This is a genomic window from Pedobacter sp. AC402, from assembly GCF_979252805.1.
Genome location: NZ_CEEDAI010000010.1, coordinates 50,267 through 66,113 on the forward strand (window position 1 = coordinate 50,267; position 15,847 = coordinate 66,113).

Annotated in this window: 17 protein-coding genes and 2 pseudogenes; 13 read left to right on the plus strand and 6 right to left on the minus strand. The window is 35.8% G+C overall.

The annotated features are described in order from the left end of the window. The first annotated feature begins 81 nt into the window (after positions 1-81). Both AC0IWE_RS17835 and AC0IWE_RS17840 read left to right on the plus strand, forming a co-directional pair. Positions 82-456: pseudogene (locus tag AC0IWE_RS17835) on the plus strand (TIGR02453 family protein). A 5-nt stretch (positions 457-461) separates the two neighbouring features. Further along, positions 462-763, plus strand: a pseudogene (locus AC0IWE_RS17840) (DUF2461 family protein). A gap of 142 nt (positions 764-905) precedes the next feature. On the opposite strand, the gene AC0IWE_RS17845 reads toward AC0IWE_RS17840, so the two are convergent. Further along, complete coding sequence (locus AC0IWE_RS17845; RefSeq protein WP_471794110.1) at positions 906-1,058, minus strand: hypothetical protein; 153 nt, start codon at positions 1,056-1,058, stop codon at positions 906-908. Between the two features lie 564 nt (positions 1,059-1,622). On the opposite strand from AC0IWE_RS17845, the gene AC0IWE_RS17850 reads away from it, so the two are divergent. Then, positions 1,623-2,060, plus strand: a complete 438-nt coding sequence (locus tag AC0IWE_RS17850) for a ferritin-like domain-containing protein (protein ID WP_471794111.1) — start codon at positions 1,623-1,625, stop codon at positions 2,058-2,060. Between the two features lie 97 nt (positions 2,061-2,157). On the opposite strand, the gene AC0IWE_RS17855 is transcribed toward AC0IWE_RS17850, so the two are convergent. After that, complete coding sequence (locus AC0IWE_RS17855) at positions 2,158-2,313, minus strand: hypothetical protein (RefSeq protein WP_471794112.1); 156 nt, start codon at positions 2,311-2,313, stop codon at positions 2,158-2,160. A gap of 106 nt (positions 2,314-2,419) precedes the next feature. Between AC0IWE_RS17855 and AC0IWE_RS17860 the strand changes: the two genes are divergently transcribed. Further along, the gene (locus tag AC0IWE_RS17860) at positions 2,420-2,656 is read left to right on the plus strand and encodes a hypothetical protein (protein ID WP_471794113.1); all 237 of its coding nucleotides are present in this window, start codon (positions 2,420-2,422) and stop codon (positions 2,654-2,656) included. A gap of 482 nt (positions 2,657-3,138) precedes the next feature. Here the strand turns inward: AC0IWE_RS17860 and AC0IWE_RS17865 are convergent, their stop codons facing one another. Continuing rightward, positions 3,139-3,474, minus strand: a complete 336-nt coding sequence (locus AC0IWE_RS17865; protein ID WP_471794114.1) for a hypothetical protein — start codon at positions 3,472-3,474, stop codon at positions 3,139-3,141. Positions 3,475-4,406: 932 nt separating this feature from the next. Between AC0IWE_RS17865 and AC0IWE_RS17870 the strand changes: the two genes are divergently transcribed. The 4 genes from AC0IWE_RS17870 to AC0IWE_RS17885 all read left to right on the plus strand — a co-directional run bounded on the left by AC0IWE_RS17870 (position 4,407) and on the right by AC0IWE_RS17885 (position 5,750). After that, positions 4,407-4,691, plus strand: coding sequence for a hypothetical protein (locus tag AC0IWE_RS17870; RefSeq protein WP_471794115.1), 285 nt, complete (start codon positions 4,407-4,409; stop codon positions 4,689-4,691). A gap of 196 nt (positions 4,692-4,887) precedes the next feature. Further along, on the plus strand, positions 4,888-5,205 hold the full coding sequence (locus AC0IWE_RS17875; RefSeq protein ID WP_471794116.1) for a LytR/AlgR family response regulator transcription factor: 318 nt from the start codon (positions 4,888-4,890) through the stop codon (positions 5,203-5,205). A 73-nt stretch (positions 5,206-5,278) separates the two neighbouring features. Further along, entirely contained in the window at positions 5,279-5,455 is a 177-nt protein-coding gene (locus AC0IWE_RS17880; RefSeq protein ID WP_471794117.1) for a hypothetical protein, read from the plus strand. 16 nt (positions 5,456-5,471) lie between these two features. Next, positions 5,472-5,750, plus strand: a complete 279-nt coding sequence (locus AC0IWE_RS17885) for a hypothetical protein (protein ID WP_471794118.1) — start codon at positions 5,472-5,474, stop codon at positions 5,748-5,750. A 16-nt stretch (positions 5,751-5,766) separates the two neighbouring features. On the opposite strand, the gene AC0IWE_RS17890 is transcribed toward AC0IWE_RS17885, so the two are convergent. The 3 genes from AC0IWE_RS17890 to AC0IWE_RS17900 form a co-directional block, all read right to left on the minus strand. Beyond that, a complete protein-coding gene (locus AC0IWE_RS17890; protein ID WP_471794119.1) occupies positions 5,767-6,129 on the minus strand; it encodes a hypothetical protein in 363 nt (120 codons plus the stop codon). Then, positions 6,113-6,901, minus strand: coding sequence for a histidine kinase (locus AC0IWE_RS17895; protein ID WP_471794120.1), 789 nt, complete (start codon positions 6,899-6,901; stop codon positions 6,113-6,115). The genes AC0IWE_RS17890 and AC0IWE_RS17895 overlap by 17 nt, the downstream gene beginning before the upstream one ends. A 243-nt stretch (positions 6,902-7,144) precedes the next feature. After that, positions 7,145-7,870 carry a LytR/AlgR family response regulator transcription factor gene (locus tag AC0IWE_RS17900; RefSeq protein ID WP_471794121.1) on the minus strand — a complete coding sequence of 242 codons (726 nt, stop codon included), beginning with the start codon at positions 7,868-7,870 and terminating at the stop codon, positions 7,145-7,147. Positions 7,871-7,993: 123 nt separating this feature from the next. Here AC0IWE_RS17900 and AC0IWE_RS17905 point away from each other — a divergent pair, with 123 nt between their 5' ends. The 5 genes from AC0IWE_RS17905 (at position 7,994) to AC0IWE_RS17925 (ending at position 15,825) form a co-directional block, all read left to right on the plus strand. Next, on the plus strand, positions 7,994-8,203 hold the full coding sequence (locus AC0IWE_RS17905; RefSeq protein ID WP_471794122.1) for a cold-shock protein: 210 nt from the start codon (positions 7,994-7,996) through the stop codon (positions 8,201-8,203). 640 nt (positions 8,204-8,843) lie between these two features. Further along, complete coding sequence (locus tag AC0IWE_RS17910) at positions 8,844-9,428, plus strand: RNA polymerase sigma-70 factor (protein WP_471794123.1); 585 nt, start codon at positions 8,844-8,846, stop codon at positions 9,426-9,428. A gap of 147 nt (positions 9,429-9,575) precedes the next feature. After that, a complete protein-coding gene (locus tag AC0IWE_RS17915) occupies positions 9,576-10,694 on the plus strand; it encodes a FecR family protein (protein ID WP_471794124.1) in 1,119 nt (372 codons plus the stop codon). A gap of 275 nt (positions 10,695-10,969) precedes the next feature. Beyond that, the gene (locus AC0IWE_RS17920; RefSeq protein WP_471794125.1) at positions 10,970-14,302 is read left to right on the plus strand and encodes a SusC/RagA family TonB-linked outer membrane protein; all 3,333 of its coding nucleotides are present in this window, start codon (positions 10,970-10,972) and stop codon (positions 14,300-14,302) included. A gap of 32 nt (positions 14,303-14,334) precedes the next feature. Further along, on the plus strand, positions 14,335-15,825 hold the full coding sequence (locus AC0IWE_RS17925) for a RagB/SusD family nutrient uptake outer membrane protein (protein WP_471794126.1): 1,491 nt from the start codon (positions 14,335-14,337) through the stop codon (positions 15,823-15,825). The last annotated feature ends 22 nt before the right edge of the window (positions 15,826-15,847 follow it).

Genomic DNA, 15,847 nt, shown 5'->3' on the forward strand with positions numbered 1-15,847 from the left:
GAATAATTGAATGTGAAGAATTGAGGAATGGAAAACCTTATCTGTTGAAATTCAATATCCTGTAAATCCAACAATAAATCAATGCCTGCAACCCCTATAAAAATATATCCCTCGAGTATCGGTTTTTTGGAGAAACTGAAAAGTAACAATAACCGCGATTGGTTTAATGCGCATAAATCCGAATATCAGGCAGAACAGGCCCACGTCGAAAATTTTGCTTCAGCATTACTAGCAGCACTCAATCTGCACGATGTAATTGAAACGCCTTCGGGCAAAAAGAGTTTGTACCGCATTTATCGCGATACCAGATTTTCTTTAGATAAAACACCTCACAAAACGCATTGAAGCGGAAGTTTTAAACGTGCAGGTAAAAGTAGGCGTGGAGGTTATTACTTCCATATTGAAAAAGGAAACAGTTTTATTGGTGGCGGATTCTGGGGGCCATCTGCTATTTAAAGTTAATAAGGGATGACATTGCTTTTGATGATCAGCCGCTGCGCGATATTTTAAATAGTAAAAGTTTTATGGCTGGTTTCGGCAATCTACAGGTGCAAATAAAAACAACACCAAAAGGTTTCGAAGCCGAACATCCAGCTATCGGATCTTTTTACGCTTTAAGCAATTTCTACTGATTAAAAGATTTAATGATGAAACGGTATTAAGAGATGATTTTGTGCACCAAATGGGAAAGGGATTTAAAGATATGAGGCCATTTTTTGATTACATGAGCAGTGTACTGAGTGGTAATGCAAATGGCGAATAGTCCGTTGTTTAATTGCCAGAAAATAACTCGACAGGTTAAACATTATTCTATATCCACTGAATAACATTAAATTGTTATCCAGTGGATATGAAAATCAAATTAATAAATCCAGATGCTCAACTTCTGGTAAAAAAAATCTTGTTTAGCTGTTTACCACTTCAAAACCGCCATACATGGCCATTTCTGCAGAATGATGAACCGTTAACTTTAATTTCATGCGTTCAATCAGTTCTTTAGCAAAAGTGATACTGCGGTGTACATCATTATTGCCTCTTATTTCAATTCCACGCGCCAATAACTTAAATTTATTAGGCTCGAATTTTTGATAAACTTTCTAAGTCTGACTAATTTGAGTATTCGTGTTTTTCATATTGATAGTTTAATGCTTTATACAATCTGATAACACAGGCAAATGTTTTAAATGATTTATCAACAAACATGGTGTTTTAAACAAAAGTTGTTGTTAATTTATGTAAATAATTGATAATTAATATTTTATAATTTTTTCGCGCCTTATATATTTCTTACAACCTCACCGATATATCTGTTCTCCTTTGAATCATTATCTTTGGAAAGCTGCCTTTATAACAAATAAAAAATTTTGTATGATTTTTTAAAACAATTTAAAACCAGTTGCGTTTCAGTATGTAGTTTGTTTGGTTAGTTTTATCGGTGGATACTTATAAAACATAATTATATAGCCTCATAGTAATATGGGGCTTTCTCTTTTTACACGTTTTTTTTTTGCGATGTTTCCGCGAATTTCGATTCAATAATTTAAAATAAATTTGGTTGTAAAATAACTTAAACTATCTGTTCAATTTGCTGTTGTTACTTTAAATTATCTACAATATATATTATGGAAAATCAAGAAAAAACAGTAGAGGTATTTAACGACCTGATTCAAATTAACAATGATAGAGCAGATGGCTTTGATAAAGCAAGTGCAGATTTAAAAGATGTAAATATTGATTTAAAAGCAACTTTTGATAAGTTTTCATCTGATAGTAGAGCTAATGTAACCGAACTTGCCGGTTTGGTGGGAAGAAACGGTGAAAACCCTGATACAGGCAACACCATCTTAGGTAGCTTACACCGTGCATGGATCGACATTAAGGCAAGCTTTGGTGGCGACGACAGACACAGTATTTTAGCTGAATGTGAACGTGGTGAAGATGCCATTAAAAAAGCCTACCGTGATGCACTTCAGGAAAATGAACTTGGCGAAGCAATCAGATCTGTATTGTTGAAACAACAAGGAGGATTAATGCCAGTCATGATGCAATTCAAGCATTAGAGATGCACATGCTGCATTGTAAGATTGAAGATATAGATAAAGAGCCGTTCAGATTTCGAATCTGAACGGCTTTTTTTTGCAGTTTCAATTTAACTTATTAAAAGTTGCAGGCTGCAGGCATATCAATTGTTAAATTATAATTTGTCTGGTCAATATTCTGCGTTACCCTATAAGTTTCGGCACCATATACAATCTGAAATTCATATGTTCCGTTCTGTTCGAGTAAATTTGTGCTAATTTTTCCTTTATCCATATAGCCCAGGTATTTAAAAGGAGTATTGCTCCCGATTTTTTAAAGTATACATAAACACTCGGTCTGATTTCCATATCTGTACGGTTTCGGGCACCTGCCGGTGAAAGTGAGCGCTACATTATTATACACTGGTGGCGGTGGCGTTACAACCGGAGGCGTGGTTGAGCCAATTTTTGTAAGCTTGAATATTTACCAGCTGCTGTTGTGTTTCTGCTTTAAAAATAACCTGCCGCGTTTCTTTACTATAACCTGGCGCATTAACTTCTACGTTAACATTAATGGGTTGATCGGCCGTAGGGGCAATGGTAGGTCGAAGGCCAATAGTTGCGAATTCCCGAGCTGAGTTTTAATTTCTTTTTTAACCCGAAAGTTCGTAAATGTCTTGTGCAGCAGCACCCGAAAGTGTAATTGTCGCTGTTGGCAGGAGCCAGGATTACCATTTTCTCCATCGGTAACATTTATCAATGCGGTATATTTTATTACGTCGGTATCGACAACGATTTTAATGTTTTCTGTAGGCTTGGTGCAGGCAGCTAATGTTAACAGAATTAACACCATTTGCGGTTTTTGTGATATCCTGATCCTGAGCATTTATAGTTTATAGCTGAAATTGACCTGAACGATGGGCAGCCACCGGTAATCTTTAATATTTAATTCAATGATTATAGATGAATTACCTTCCAGCAAGCCTGTACCCGTAATATCGGCTTTAGGTTTACTGAGGTAGTACGTGCCCAAATCGAAATTAACATTAAACCTATTCTGTTGGGAAAGTGTGTGCAAACGCTGACCCAAGGTAGGGGGCGAGGCCTTTCCAGTTCACATTTAAATCAGCATAACCAATCTGATCAATGATCCGTTAAGTACCAGATCACCGTATTTGTAATCATCAGAAGGGACTATCCGAAGAGTTGCCTTTGCTTTAAAGAAATAACCAAAACCACCGACCAATCTAAACCAGGTTGCTTTCTTAATGGGAACATAATCTGCCAGTGCGTTGTACATTATAGAAATCGGCGGATGTAAATTCGAAGTAGAGCTGAATGCCGAAACTTTAAAAACGTCGTTTGCTTTAAAAGGAATGAAATTAAATCCACCACGGAGGGAGAGTTCAGGTAAAATACCATAAGCAAATTCGGCACCTATACCTTGCGTACCCAAATTAAGCTGAACAGATTTTTGGTTTAGAAGCGAGGGCGCTGATGAATTTATTTGTGCGTTTAAATTTCGACTGATCAGAAATAAAAACAAAATCAACAAATAGCGAGCTAAGTACATGATTCATAAATAGGATTAAGGTTCATAACTATTGGACAATTTTAGCAGCGATTAATGTAGATCTTATTAGGGAACAGTATTCCTTTAAAGAAGTTTAAATTATTTTCAGCTGAACAGGATGAACAGCATTGCGTTGAATTAGAATAACTTATATACACCAGTTTTAAAATGGTTGATATTTTAAGTAATCTTTCTAACCCAAGTTTCTGTGCTATTTTTTGGCTTAATTATATTCGCTTTTAGCCTGAATTTTGTGAAAAATTAAAAATCAATCGGTTTATAACAAAATTGTTACTTTAAATTTGCTTGGATCCCCTTAGCTTTAATTACGATAATAATCCATTAAAAATCACTTTAATGTTAAAATGCGTCTTTTTTATTTTAAATATTGAATTTGAATGAATTCCTGATAGCAGTAAACCAATAAAAAATGTATTTTTTTTTTCTGAAATTCTAATTTTTTAGCTAAAGTTTCCGAAAATGATAATATTTCCGCAAATCCGATAGAATAACTATTTTTGTCATCAATCAGGTCAACCTGATAAAGTCTATTATCCCGTCCTAATTACCAAAAATGCGAACAAACAATGTTTATCGTATTCAAGCGCTAATAGCTGTTTTTTATAAACTGCAATACACCACGCGGATAACTTTATTTATTATGCTATTTCAAACCGTTGTTTGGTGTTGCCCGATGCTATGAGTAGTTTTACATTCGAAATCCACAATAAAAGAACAATAAAACTTCAATTATAGATGTTACAAGCTCTGGTGGAGCATATTCTATCAGCATTGATGATGTGTTTAGCGGCACCATGATAGAAGATAGCGAAGCCCCAACAGGATATTTCACCGCAGATAAAAATCTTTTTCCCTTTATTGAAAACATTGCCGAAGGCTTAAACACACATAAAAACAGAATTTCCATCAATGAACTGTTAGCCGCAATGGTTGGCATTTTACAATTAATTTCTTTCTTGTTTGGTACGGTGGTTACATTTAAACTGAAAAAACTTTTTAGTAAGGCTAAATTGGGAATGCTATTACCTGCAATATTAGAATTTATCGGTTTAACTGAAGGATCTGTTAGTGGATTTTAATACTTTAGGCCAATCGACAATAAATGCAACCTTTTTGAAGTAAATTTTAAGTATAAATACGTAAAGTAAATCTGCACAAATACTTTATTGGGTTTAATAAGACATCCATTACCGTAATATTACCTTTTCTTTTCATAGCTATTGTAATTGATATAGATTTTAGCAAGATTTGCAGGGTCTATTTTAATTTACAAATATGTATTACAACTGTTCTATAGTTGATGATGAGCAGCATGCAATTGAGGCTTTGAACGATTATATCAAAGAGATCGACTTTTTAAAGGTCACCAGTATATTTAATAATCCGCTAGATGCTTTAAATACAATAGGGAAAGGAGAAATGATCGATTTTCTTTTTCTGGATATTGATATGGATGGAATGGCAGGTACCGAATTATCAAAACATTTAAGGGATAAGGCCCGGTTTGTGATTTATGCTTCATCAAACTTAGAGCATGAGGTTAGAACGCTAATTCTAGCTTCGAATGTTATCTTGGCAAACCAATATCTATGAAACGTTTCGCCAGCACTATCGAAACACTTGTACGCATCAACAATCTCCCGATATCGAACTGATACAAAAACTTATGATCGAACTTAATTACGTATTTAAACAGGAAGGTTTAGCAGATACATTATATCAGTTAATCCGTGCCAGCATGGAAGATCCATGGCTGGTGCTCTCCGGCAGTAATGTACTTGGTATTATTGATCGGGTAGATAATTGTTGGGTGCAGATAGCGGGCAACGCAAAAAGTTTCTGAAGCGGCAATAAACGGTATGGGTAACTTAATCAGCAAGCAGCAGTTTAGTTGGTTACCCGGCTTAGTTAAAAAACAATGGCTGGATTACGTTTTGGAAGTAACCGTTAAAAGCAAAAACAACTATGAAGTTATTTGCAAGGAAAATATTTGCATTAAACGCTTTAAGCAACGGTTTATTCCAGGAATACATGCGCTGGCCAGAAGGGAAGAAGAGATTGTTTTCAAAGTATCTTCCTTCAATAAATCAAGTTTTTATGAGGTAACAAAAGCCCCTGCAATTGACAGGTTTGTATAATTATTTTTAAAATGAATTAATAAGTTAATGCTTCCATATTGGTAGGGAATGCTTCCTGTAAAGCTTTTTCCTTAATTGCTATTGTTAAAGTATAAAAACCATCTTCATCAACATAAGCATTCATTTCTGCATGGTTACCATAGGTATAATTCAATCTTGTTCTGATATTATCTAAACCTGATCCAAAACCCACTTTGCTTTTTACCGATGCAGGCAAATTCCTGCTTTCAATTTTTAAGGTATCGTTATCCATATACAGATCGATAGTAGCTTTATTATCACTATCAAACAAATTACCATGTTTAAACATGTTTTCCAGAAGCGTTAACAATACCAATGGAATAAATTTGATATCCAGTACATCAGGTGAGGAAGCCATTTCTATAAAAACCTGACCTTGGGTGGGCTTGATGAAGCTTTATAAGGTTTTGGCATTGTGCTATCTCATCACTTAATTTTATATAACCATCATTATGCTCTGTATTGGCGGCAAAACGCATCATATCCGATAAATAAACCATAACCTGGGCATCCTCAGGATCATATTGTCTTATTTTTTGGTGAATAAATTCTAAGGTGTTAAACAAAAGATGGGGATTGATCTGTGCTTTTAAAAAAGCATTTTTAGACATTAAAAGTTCTTTATCGGTTCTTTCTTTATCAATAAGCATTTTAAAACGCTGTTTTTCAACACGTTCTTTTTCAACTCTTTCGTTTAAGTAACGTTTTATGAAGAAGTAACCAGTTGAAAAGAGCATAAAATATGTACTTCTATAAAGGAGTTTAAAGATTCTAACCGTAAGTGTTGGAAGAGTCCCTGTTAATATATTAGTATATACATATAGTAAGTGGTCAATTCCAAAAATCAATCCAATATAAATGCATATTTCAAGTGCAACAATAGGTAGGATTTTCCATAAGGAACTGTTGGGGAAAGCTGTTACCTTTTCTAACAACCATGTATGTGCGTAAAATAGAAAGATATTAAATGAATAATGTATAGCGTAATTACTAAACGTTCCTACAGCTCCAGCAAAAGCAAAAACCATAATTGTTTCCCAAAATATAAATACACACCATGCAATCAGGTGTATTTTATATTTACTTAGCCAGTTTGCTAATGAGCTTTTACTCGCGTTTAAACTATCCATAAAGACTTCTTTACTATATATGTAATCAATAACGTTACAGCACCTCTACACTTCTAGTTTTCATAAAAAAATGATATGAGAGCTAAGAAGATTGTTAAAAGAACACTATTTGTATTTAAAAAAAATGTTTATTTCGATATCAAATCAGATCCCACAACATCTGATCCTACAGGTACCTCCACAACTTCACTAACTGGTATTTATAATCTAAAGCATTGCAAATAATATTACTATCAGCAGCCGCTATTTTTTACGGCTGCTGATAATGAGTTTTTCTGAGATAAAATCACGAAAATCGTTGTGATAAATATCCCCTACAGAAAATGTAGTCTGGTTTGATAATGTTATTCTTGTTCCATCTATATGTGTAATGTGTTCAATTGCAATAATATAGGCCCTGTGTAATTGTATAAATCCCTTTTTAATGCTAAGCTGTTCTTTTACATCTTTTAAACTCAGGTAAGCAATAATTACTTTATCTTTTGTGTGGATTTTGATGTAGTTATGAAAACTTTCAAAAGCGATAATGTCCGCATAACGCACCAATACCGCCTTATGGTCTTCTGCTTTATTTTTTACCAGAAAAAAGGTATCCTCTTCAGCATTTTCCATTTCTTCGCCAAAAAGCCTGTTAAGGGTTAGTGCAAACTTTGCATAACCATAAGGCTTTAGCAGGTAGGCATCTCCTTCAGCTTCAAATGCTTCAAAAGCATATTCCTGGTGCGAAGTTGTAAATATCAGCTTTCGGGTTTTTGATCTCACTGCTCTTGCCAGCTCCAAACCAGAAATTTGAGGCATCTGCACATCCATAAAAATCACATCTACAGTTTCTATTTTTTGCAATTCTCTTAATGCAGTTAATGGGTCTGTATAGCTTCCTACAAGTCTCATATTTGGCGTTTCTTCAATGTATTTTTCAAGTCCCGCTATAGAACTTAACTGGTCATCAATGGCTATACACTTAATCATCTCCTAATCGTTCTTTTGCATCCATAACGAAATTACACCTTTTCATAACGAAAATAGTACGTTTTATCCTCATTAGTTTCAAAATTTCATTTTCCTGGCTAAATTAATGTAAAAAAATGTCTTATGAAATATACAGGAATTATTAAATGGTATAACCCCGTACGCGGCTTCGGGTTTATAGAGCTTGAAAGTGGTGCAGAGATGGTTTATGCCGACAATCAACAGCTGAAAGGAATTTTTAAACCATCATTATTGGTGGGTACAAAAGTGCGTTTTAACCTTAAAAGAGGTAATATTGGCTGTCAGGCTACCAATATTGTGGTGCTAAATTAAGTTACTAACTGGTATTTTAACCGATTTATAACGAAAATATACCGATCTGTGTAACCAATTTCTTAAAATGTTCTTTGCAAGCGATATTCGCTTTCGGTTTTACAGATAAACAAATTAAATCTAACCGAAACCTTTGTTCGGCAAAGCTTAACATAAATAATGCTCGCTCAACATCTACCTATCAATACCTAATTAATGTGCTTTCCTATCTAAATTGATGCTCTCCTTTTAGATATGGATATTGGCCAAAATTCAAAAGCCAATGGGACATTCTTTGAGTATTTGCCGCTCGGCTTCATTATGGTTTTATAAAGAATAAACGCAGCTTTAACAGTTGAGGATATTTCTTTTGCATTAATATCTTTGATTTTTCATTAAATGTTTAAATTCCTGATTTTTTGGATAAATTAAATACGAATTACGCAACACTGGTGCTGTAAATTTATCATACTAATGTTGTGTTTAGTTATTTATAGACTTATTCCAATTACAAAAGCACTAATAACTGTAGAACTTAATTATTTCACCGGATATTCTACATATTTCTTATTGAAATTTGCAAATATCAAGATATAAGTAAGATAAGCCTCAAATAACGCAATGAAACCGATTGTATTTATATTATCTTTGTGTTATTCCTATGCGTATTTACAGTTCATATTCTGACAGCGAATTGGCATTCTTGTTAACTCAAGGTGATGAACTTGCATTTACCGAAATCTACAACCGCTTTTATGGGCTTCTTTTTATTCATGCCAGTAAACGGTTAAACGACGAAGAAGAAGCAAAGGATGTGCTCCATCAGTTATTCGAGTCGCTTTGGGTAAAACGCATGCAGGTGGCACCCGACGGTAATTTATCCGCCTATTTATATACTGCCGTCCGCAATAGGGTTTTAGATGTGTTTGCCCATCAAAAGGTCGAAAATAAATATGTGGATTCTTTACAGGATTATATCGATCAGGACCATGTTTTGACGGATTATCTTGTTCGTGAAAAACAAATGGCTTTATTAATTGAGAAAGAAATTGATGCTTTACCGCCAAAAATGCGCGAAATATTTATTTTAAGTAGAAAAGAGAATAAATCGCATAAAGAAATTGCCATTCAGTTAGGGCTTTCGGATTTAACTGTTAAAACTCAGGTTAAAAATGCACTGAGAATTCTTAAAACCAGGTTAGGACTGGTTGTTTACGTTGCTTTACTATTTAAAACATATCGATAGCTATAATACTTCCTTATTATAGTGCTGTTTTTTTCTACAAAAAAGAGTAAAATCAGATTATTTATAAATAAAAATGATTTTCGCCTACCCCCAGCGTAATGGCTTCGCCGTATATACACTAATCAACCAAACTAGATTTCTTTTTTAATGGAGAAAAACGCAAAAAAGCTTTTAGATAAATATCTTGCGGGCAACTGTACAGCAGAAGAAATTGCTCTGGTAGAAGATTGGTATCTCCAACTGCCTGATGAAGCTGTTGCTCCGGCACATACAACTATTGAAACCAGTAAAGCAGAAGTTTGGAATAGTTTAAATCCACGCCCTAAGGCAGTAAAATTAATTACGTTTAAAAATGTTGCCATTGCAGCAAGTATTGTTTTATGCTTTGCTATTGGAACTTTTTATTTCATTCAGCATAAGGATGCGCCTTTAGTGGCCAAAACGGAACTGAAAGATATTCAGCCTGGCGGTCAAAAAGCTATGTTAACACTGGCAGATGGTACTGTTGTTGATTTGGACGATGCCAAAAATGGTCAGATTGCCAATCAGAATGGTATCATTATCCGTAAGGCTAAAAATGGTCAGCTCGAATACATTATTAAAGAAAATCCTAACGCATCCACTGCGGGGGTAAATACAATTAGCACACCTCGTGGCGGGCAATACGAGGTAACCTTGCCTGATGGTACAAAGGTATGGCTTAATGCTGCCACAAAACTTACATATCCTTATGTCTTTGCTAAAAACGAAAGGGTGGTATCGTTAAGTGGTGAAGCATATTTTGAGGTTTCAAAAGATCATACACGTCCTTTCAGGGTTAAAACAGATGCACAAACAGTAGAAGTTTTAGGTACACATTTCAATATTAATGCTTATGGGGATGAATCGACCATAAAAACTACCTTATTAGAAGGTGCGGTAAAAGTGAGTGCGGCTACAGGTATAGTAAATTTACATCCTGGAGAGCAATCGCAATTTTTTCCAAACAGCGCAAAGTTAACGCTTAATGCACAAGTGGATACAGATAAGGAAATGGCCTGGAAAAATAATATTTTTTCGTTCGATAATGATGATTTACAGAGTGTTATGCGTCAGATTTCACGCTGGTATGATGTAGATGTGGTTTACCAGGGCAAAATTGCGCCTGAAAAATATGTGGGAGAGATACCAAGGAATAGCAACCTGGCCGAGGTTTTTAAAATATTGGAGCTTAACCACGTGCATATTGAGGTAAAGGGCAAAGTACTTACGGTATCAGGAAATTAAATAAGAAGGGCTTTTCTATAAACAGCCAAGAAAATCAACCAACCAATTTACAAACTAACTAAACTTTATGATGAAAAAACTACCAGAAATTTAGCATTATACCTTTAATACAAACCGAAAGCGCGACAACGCTTCCGGTAGAAATTTGGACAAGCAGCTTGCTTCGAACCCAGCTGCTATTTTTTAACCTCATTCATTACAAAGGTATGAAATTAACTACCCTTTACAACCCCGCATGCGAAGTGCGGAGGGTAAAGATTAAATTTTTATTGGTCATGAAATTGACTACAATCTTATTACTTGTTGGTGCCTTACATGTGTCGGCAGCCACTTTTTCTCAAACCGTTACCATATCCCGGAGAAAAACTTCGTTAAAAAAGGTTTTTAAAGAGATTAAAAAGCAAACGGGTTATTTCTTTTTCTACAAAGGCCAGGTTTTGGAAGATAAACCTGATGTTACTGTTGAGTTGATTAAGGCTTCGTTGGTGGAAGCACTTAATACCACTTTAAAGGATCAGAACCTGAGTTACAATATCGTAAACAAAACCATCGTAATTAGCGGCAAGGAAAATTTACCAGCTGTTGCAGTACGTGCAGCCGTAAAAGTTGAAGTAAAGGGTGTAGTTACTGATAAAGCCACTGGCGAAACAATTCCTGGTGTAAATGTTTCTGTTAAAAATGGAGCAAGTGTTGGCCTTACAAACGATAAGGGCGAGTTTAAGGTGAATGTTGATGAAGGCAGTATTTTGGTTTTTAGTTATGTAGGTTACGATGTATCAGAAGAAAAAGCCATAAGCGGTAAAACGTTTAACATTAAGCTTAGCCCTAAATTAACACAGATGAACGATGTGGTGGTTACGGGTTATCAAACCATTAAAAAGGATAATTACACCGGTAATGCGATTACTATATCAGGAGATCAGCTTAGAAGGGTAAATCCACAAAATTTACTTCAAAGTATTGGAACATTCGATCCCTCTTTTAAACTGATAGATAATAACCTTGCCGGATCTAACCCGAACAGAATTCCATCCATCAATGTTAGGGGAGCATCAGCACTACCAAGTGGTGATGGCCAGGTATTGAGAAGGGATGAAATTCAGGGAAGGGCAAATATGCCTGTTTTTATGCTTGATGGTTATGAAGTAAGCGTAGAAAAAGTATTTGATTTGGATGTGAATAGGATTGCCTCAGTTACCTCATTAAAAGATGCGGCTGCAACAGCAATTTATGGGTCGCGTGCGGCTAATGGCGTAATTGTAATTACCACTAAAACACCTTTAGAAGGAAATTTAAGAATAGAATACAATTATGAATTGAACCTGACGGCAGCAGATCTTACTGATTATCAGGTATTAAATGCTGCTGAAAAATTAGATTATGAGGTTTTAGCAGGATTATATAGTTCTTCAAAACAACAGGTTTCTCAAGATCAGCTTGATGAAATTTATTACCACAAAAAAGCCAATGTTGTTGGTGGCGTAAATAGTTATTGGTTATCGCAACCACTCCGTAATACAATCGGGCACAAACATGCTGTAAATCTTGATGGTGGTTCGCAGGCATTCCGGTACAATGTAAACCTTCGCTACCAAAACAGACCTGGCGCAATGAAAGGCTCGGAGCGTGATCAATACTCTGGTGGAATGGGTTTTCAGTATAATATGAATAAAATTCAGTTCAGAAATGAATTATCTGTAACACAGGTTGGTGCAACAGAATCTCCTTATGGTGATTTTTCTAACTATGTACGAATGAATCCTTATTACCCTTTGCAGGATGCCAATGGTATGGCCATGCGGATTTCGGATGTATATGAAAAACAAGACCGATCAAAGGAATATGTTTTTAACCCTTTATTTGATGCTGGTTTAAGCAGTTTTAATAAATCTAAGTACACCGAAATTATTGATAACCTTTCTGCAGATATTGAAATTGCAAAAAACCTTCGGTTGAGGGGGCAGATGAGCGTAACGGTTAAATCAAATTCTGACGATGTATTTACCTCCCCACAGGCCAACAAATATTACCTCTATACTACCGATAAAATTGATGAAAAAGGTGAATACACAAATAGGGAAATGAAAGAAACCTATTGGGACAGTAATGTCCGCTTAACCTGGTTAAAGCAAATTGGAGGCAGTTATTTTAACGCATTGGTAGGTGTAAATGCCCGTACAGAACTGCGTGACCAGAAGGAATTTACGGCCATTGGATTTGCAAATGATCGTTTTACCAGTATAGGTTTTGCAAAAGGTTATGCCGAAGATGGAAAACCACAGAGCAGGCTTGAAAAGGCACGACTTTTCGGTTCTTTCTTTACGATGAACTACGCTTACAAAAACCGGTACCTTATGGATGGAACGGTTCGTATCGATGGCTCTTCAAAATTTGGTGTTAACAATAAACTTGCTCCTTTTTGGTCGTTTGGGTTAGGATGGAATATCCATCAGGAAGAATTTTTACAGGGAAACAGCGTAATTAGTCAACTTAGAATAAAGGCATCAACGGGGCTTACTGGTTCGGTAGAGTTTGATCCATACTTATCAAAAACCATTTACAAGTACAATACCGGAAATTGGTATTCGTCGGGTATTGGTGCCGGAGTAAACAGCTATGGAAATGAAAACCTTGGATGGCAAAAAACACGGATGACGGATATTGGTATTGATATCGGCTTGTTTAAAGATCGTATTATGATTACCCCAAGAATATATAAAAAGTTTACCAAAGATATTTTAGCTGATATAACCTTACCACCATCTACAGGATTTTTATCATATAAAGAGAACCTTGGTGATATGGAGAATAAAGGAGCTGAGTTGGGCTTGGTAATAGATGCGGTGAGAAGTAAAGATTGGTCGGTAAACCTTAACGCAAGTATGGTTTCAAACAGAAACAAGGTGGTTAGAATTTCCAATGCCTTAAAAAAATACAATGACCGGGCTGATGAATTACAATCTTTAAAACCTGGTGATGGTGGCTACAGGGGTATTCCATTGCTTAGGTTTAGCGAAGGGCAACCTTTTAACGCCATTTACGGTGTGCGTTCGTTAGGTATTGATCCTGAAAACGGACGTGAACTTTACCTTAAAAAAGATGGTACGCTTACCTACGATTACGATAAGAGAGATTATGTGGTAATTGGTGATCCGAACCCTAAAGTTAGCGGCTACTTTGGCGGAACGGTTAACTACAAAAGATTTAGTTTGTACGTACAGTTTCAAACGTATTTTGGTGGCGATAAATATAACTTAACGCTGGTAGAACGTGTTGAAAATGCTGATCCCAGATATAATGTTGATAAACGTGTTTTCGAAGAAAAATGGAAGGAGTCTGGTGACCTTTCTTTTTATAAAAACATAGCAGATAATGGCGAAACCGATGTAAGCTCGAGGTTTATACAGCCAGATAATATGATCAACCTTCAATCTGTAAACCTTTCTTATGATATGAGTAAAAAAATCGCATCCAAATTATCGATGTCGAGTCTCATGTTTCAAATCACCGCCAACGATGTAGTGCGCTGGTCGTCAGTAAAAGAAGAAAGGGGAATTAATTATCCATTTACCAGGAGTTTAACCTTTTCTGTTAGAGCAGCTTTTTAAGCGATTATTTAACAGATTTAAAATATAAAAACATGAAAATTAGATTGTTAATCTGCCTCATCTTAATAACCGGATTATTTGGTTCCTGCAAGAAATGGCTGGAGGTAGAGCCCGAATCAGAGATTGCTGCTCCGATTTTATTCAGTACAGAAAGTGGTTTTATGGAAGCCATAAACGGAGTATATAACCGAAGTACAGAATCGGATCTTTATGGTAAAGAACTTACGTTCGGTACCACAGAGGTGCTTGCTCAAAATTTTTCAATGCGTGATGACGGACAGGATTACAGACAAACCTCGTTATACAATTATAAACACGGCGAATTTATCAAGCGGAAAGATAAAATATGGGCTGGTTTATACAATGCAATTGTAAACTGTAACCTCATCCTTGAGAACGTAGATGCTAAAAAGAACATTTTTAGCGGTGCAAATTATTCCATTGTCAAAGGTGAAGCACTTGCGTTAAGAGCATATTTACATTTTGATTTATTGCGCCTTTTTGCACCTTCTTATTTAAGAAATCCTTCAGCAAAAGGAGTTCCGTATGCCAATAAGTACACAAAAGAGATTACGCCGGTTTCTACCGTGGCTGAAACGATGGATCTTATTATTAAAGATTTAGAAGCGGCTAAACAACTGCTCATTGCCGATCCGATCCGGAATGCCAATTATATTGTAAACTACCCATTGGTTACCGACTCCTTAAAAAATACAGAGGAAAAAAACCCAAGTCTTTTCTTACAGAACAGAAGGCATCGTTTAAATTATTATGCGGTATGTGGAACACTTGCAAGGGTTTACCTTTACAAAAACGATAAAGTTAAAGCCCTGTTAAACGCAAAAGAGGTGATTGATTCGAAAAAATTCCCTTGGACAGCAAAAAGTGATTTTGAGGCGTTTGAAGATTCGAAGAAAGACCGTATTCTATACAAAGAGCTGGTTTTTGGTTGGTATATACCAGGTGCAGCAAAAGAAATTAAAGACAATTGGTTTCAAAGTGGCACCAGGGGCTTTTATTTGATTGAAGATGCTGCAGATTATATTTACGAAAAGGCAACAGCCGGAGCAAGCGATTCGCGCTATAAATACTGGTTATCTGCCACTTCCAATCAATCGTCAAGGTCTTACGATATCGTAAAATACCGGAGGAACCCATTAAGTGCCGAAGCAACTGCAAACCTACATTACCTGATGGCACCTGCAATAAGGCTGAGTGAAATGTATTATATCGCAGCAGAATGTTCGTATGCAAGTAATCCCACAACTGCGGTTAATTACCTTACCCAAGTGCGTGAAGCTAGGCAAATAGGAGATCCTTTAAACATAAATAGTGAGGAAGATTTAATAAAAGAGCTGTTAAAGGATGCGCGTAAAGAATGGTTGGCAGAAGGGCAGTTGTTTTATATGTACAAACGTCTTAACAGAGGTATAGTAGGGCAAACAGGAACCATTATACCTGCTTCTGATAACATTTTTGTACTTCCTCTTCCTAATGATGAGATTGTTTATGGCGGCAGATAACAATTTGAAATTCTATAAATAG

What these genes read in the sequence shown, in the direction of transcription:
- AC0IWE_RS17850 (WP_471794111.1), top strand. Translation starts at nt 1,623, where the DNA reads ATGGAAAATCAAGAAAAAACAGTAGAGGTATTTAACGACCTGATTCAA.
- AC0IWE_RS17855 (WP_471794112.1), bottom strand. Translation starts at nt 2,313, where the DNA reads ATGGATAAAGGAAAAATTAGCACAAATTTACTCGAACAGAACGGAACA.
- AC0IWE_RS17870 (WP_471794115.1), top strand. Translation starts at nt 4,407, where the DNA reads ATGATAGAAGATAGCGAAGCCCCAACAGGATATTTCACCGCAGATAAA.
- AC0IWE_RS17875 (WP_471794116.1), top strand. Translation starts at nt 4,888, where the DNA reads ATGTATTACAACTGTTCTATAGTTGATGATGAGCAGCATGCAATTGAG.
- AC0IWE_RS17880 (WP_471794117.1), top strand. Translation starts at nt 5,279, where the DNA reads ATGATCGAACTTAATTACGTATTTAAACAGGAAGGTTTAGCAGATACA.
- AC0IWE_RS17885 (WP_471794118.1), top strand. Translation starts at nt 5,472, where the DNA reads ATGGGTAACTTAATCAGCAAGCAGCAGTTTAGTTGGTTACCCGGCTTA.
- AC0IWE_RS17890 (WP_471794119.1), bottom strand. Translation starts at nt 6,129, where the DNA reads ATGGCTTCCTCACCTGATGTACTGGATATCAAATTTATTCCATTGGTA.
- AC0IWE_RS17895 (WP_471794120.1), bottom strand. Translation starts at nt 6,901, where the DNA reads ATGGATAGTTTAAACGCGAGTAAAAGCTCATTAGCAAACTGGCTAAGT.
- AC0IWE_RS17900 (WP_471794121.1), bottom strand. Translation starts at nt 7,870, where the DNA reads ATGATTAAGTGTATAGCCATTGATGACCAGTTAAGTTCTATAGCGGGA.
- AC0IWE_RS17905 (WP_471794122.1), top strand. Translation starts at nt 7,994, where the DNA reads ATGAAATATACAGGAATTATTAAATGGTATAACCCCGTACGCGGCTTC.
- AC0IWE_RS17910 (WP_471794123.1), top strand. Translation starts at nt 8,844, where the DNA reads ATGCGTATTTACAGTTCATATTCTGACAGCGAATTGGCATTCTTGTTA.
- AC0IWE_RS17915 (WP_471794124.1), top strand. Translation starts at nt 9,576, where the DNA reads ATGGAGAAAAACGCAAAAAAGCTTTTAGATAAATATCTTGCGGGCAAC.
- AC0IWE_RS17920 (WP_471794125.1), top strand. Translation starts at nt 10,970, where the DNA reads ATGAAATTGACTACAATCTTATTACTTGTTGGTGCCTTACATGTGTCG.
- AC0IWE_RS17925 (WP_471794126.1), top strand. Translation starts at nt 14,335, where the DNA reads ATGAAAATTAGATTGTTAATCTGCCTCATCTTAATAACCGGATTATTT.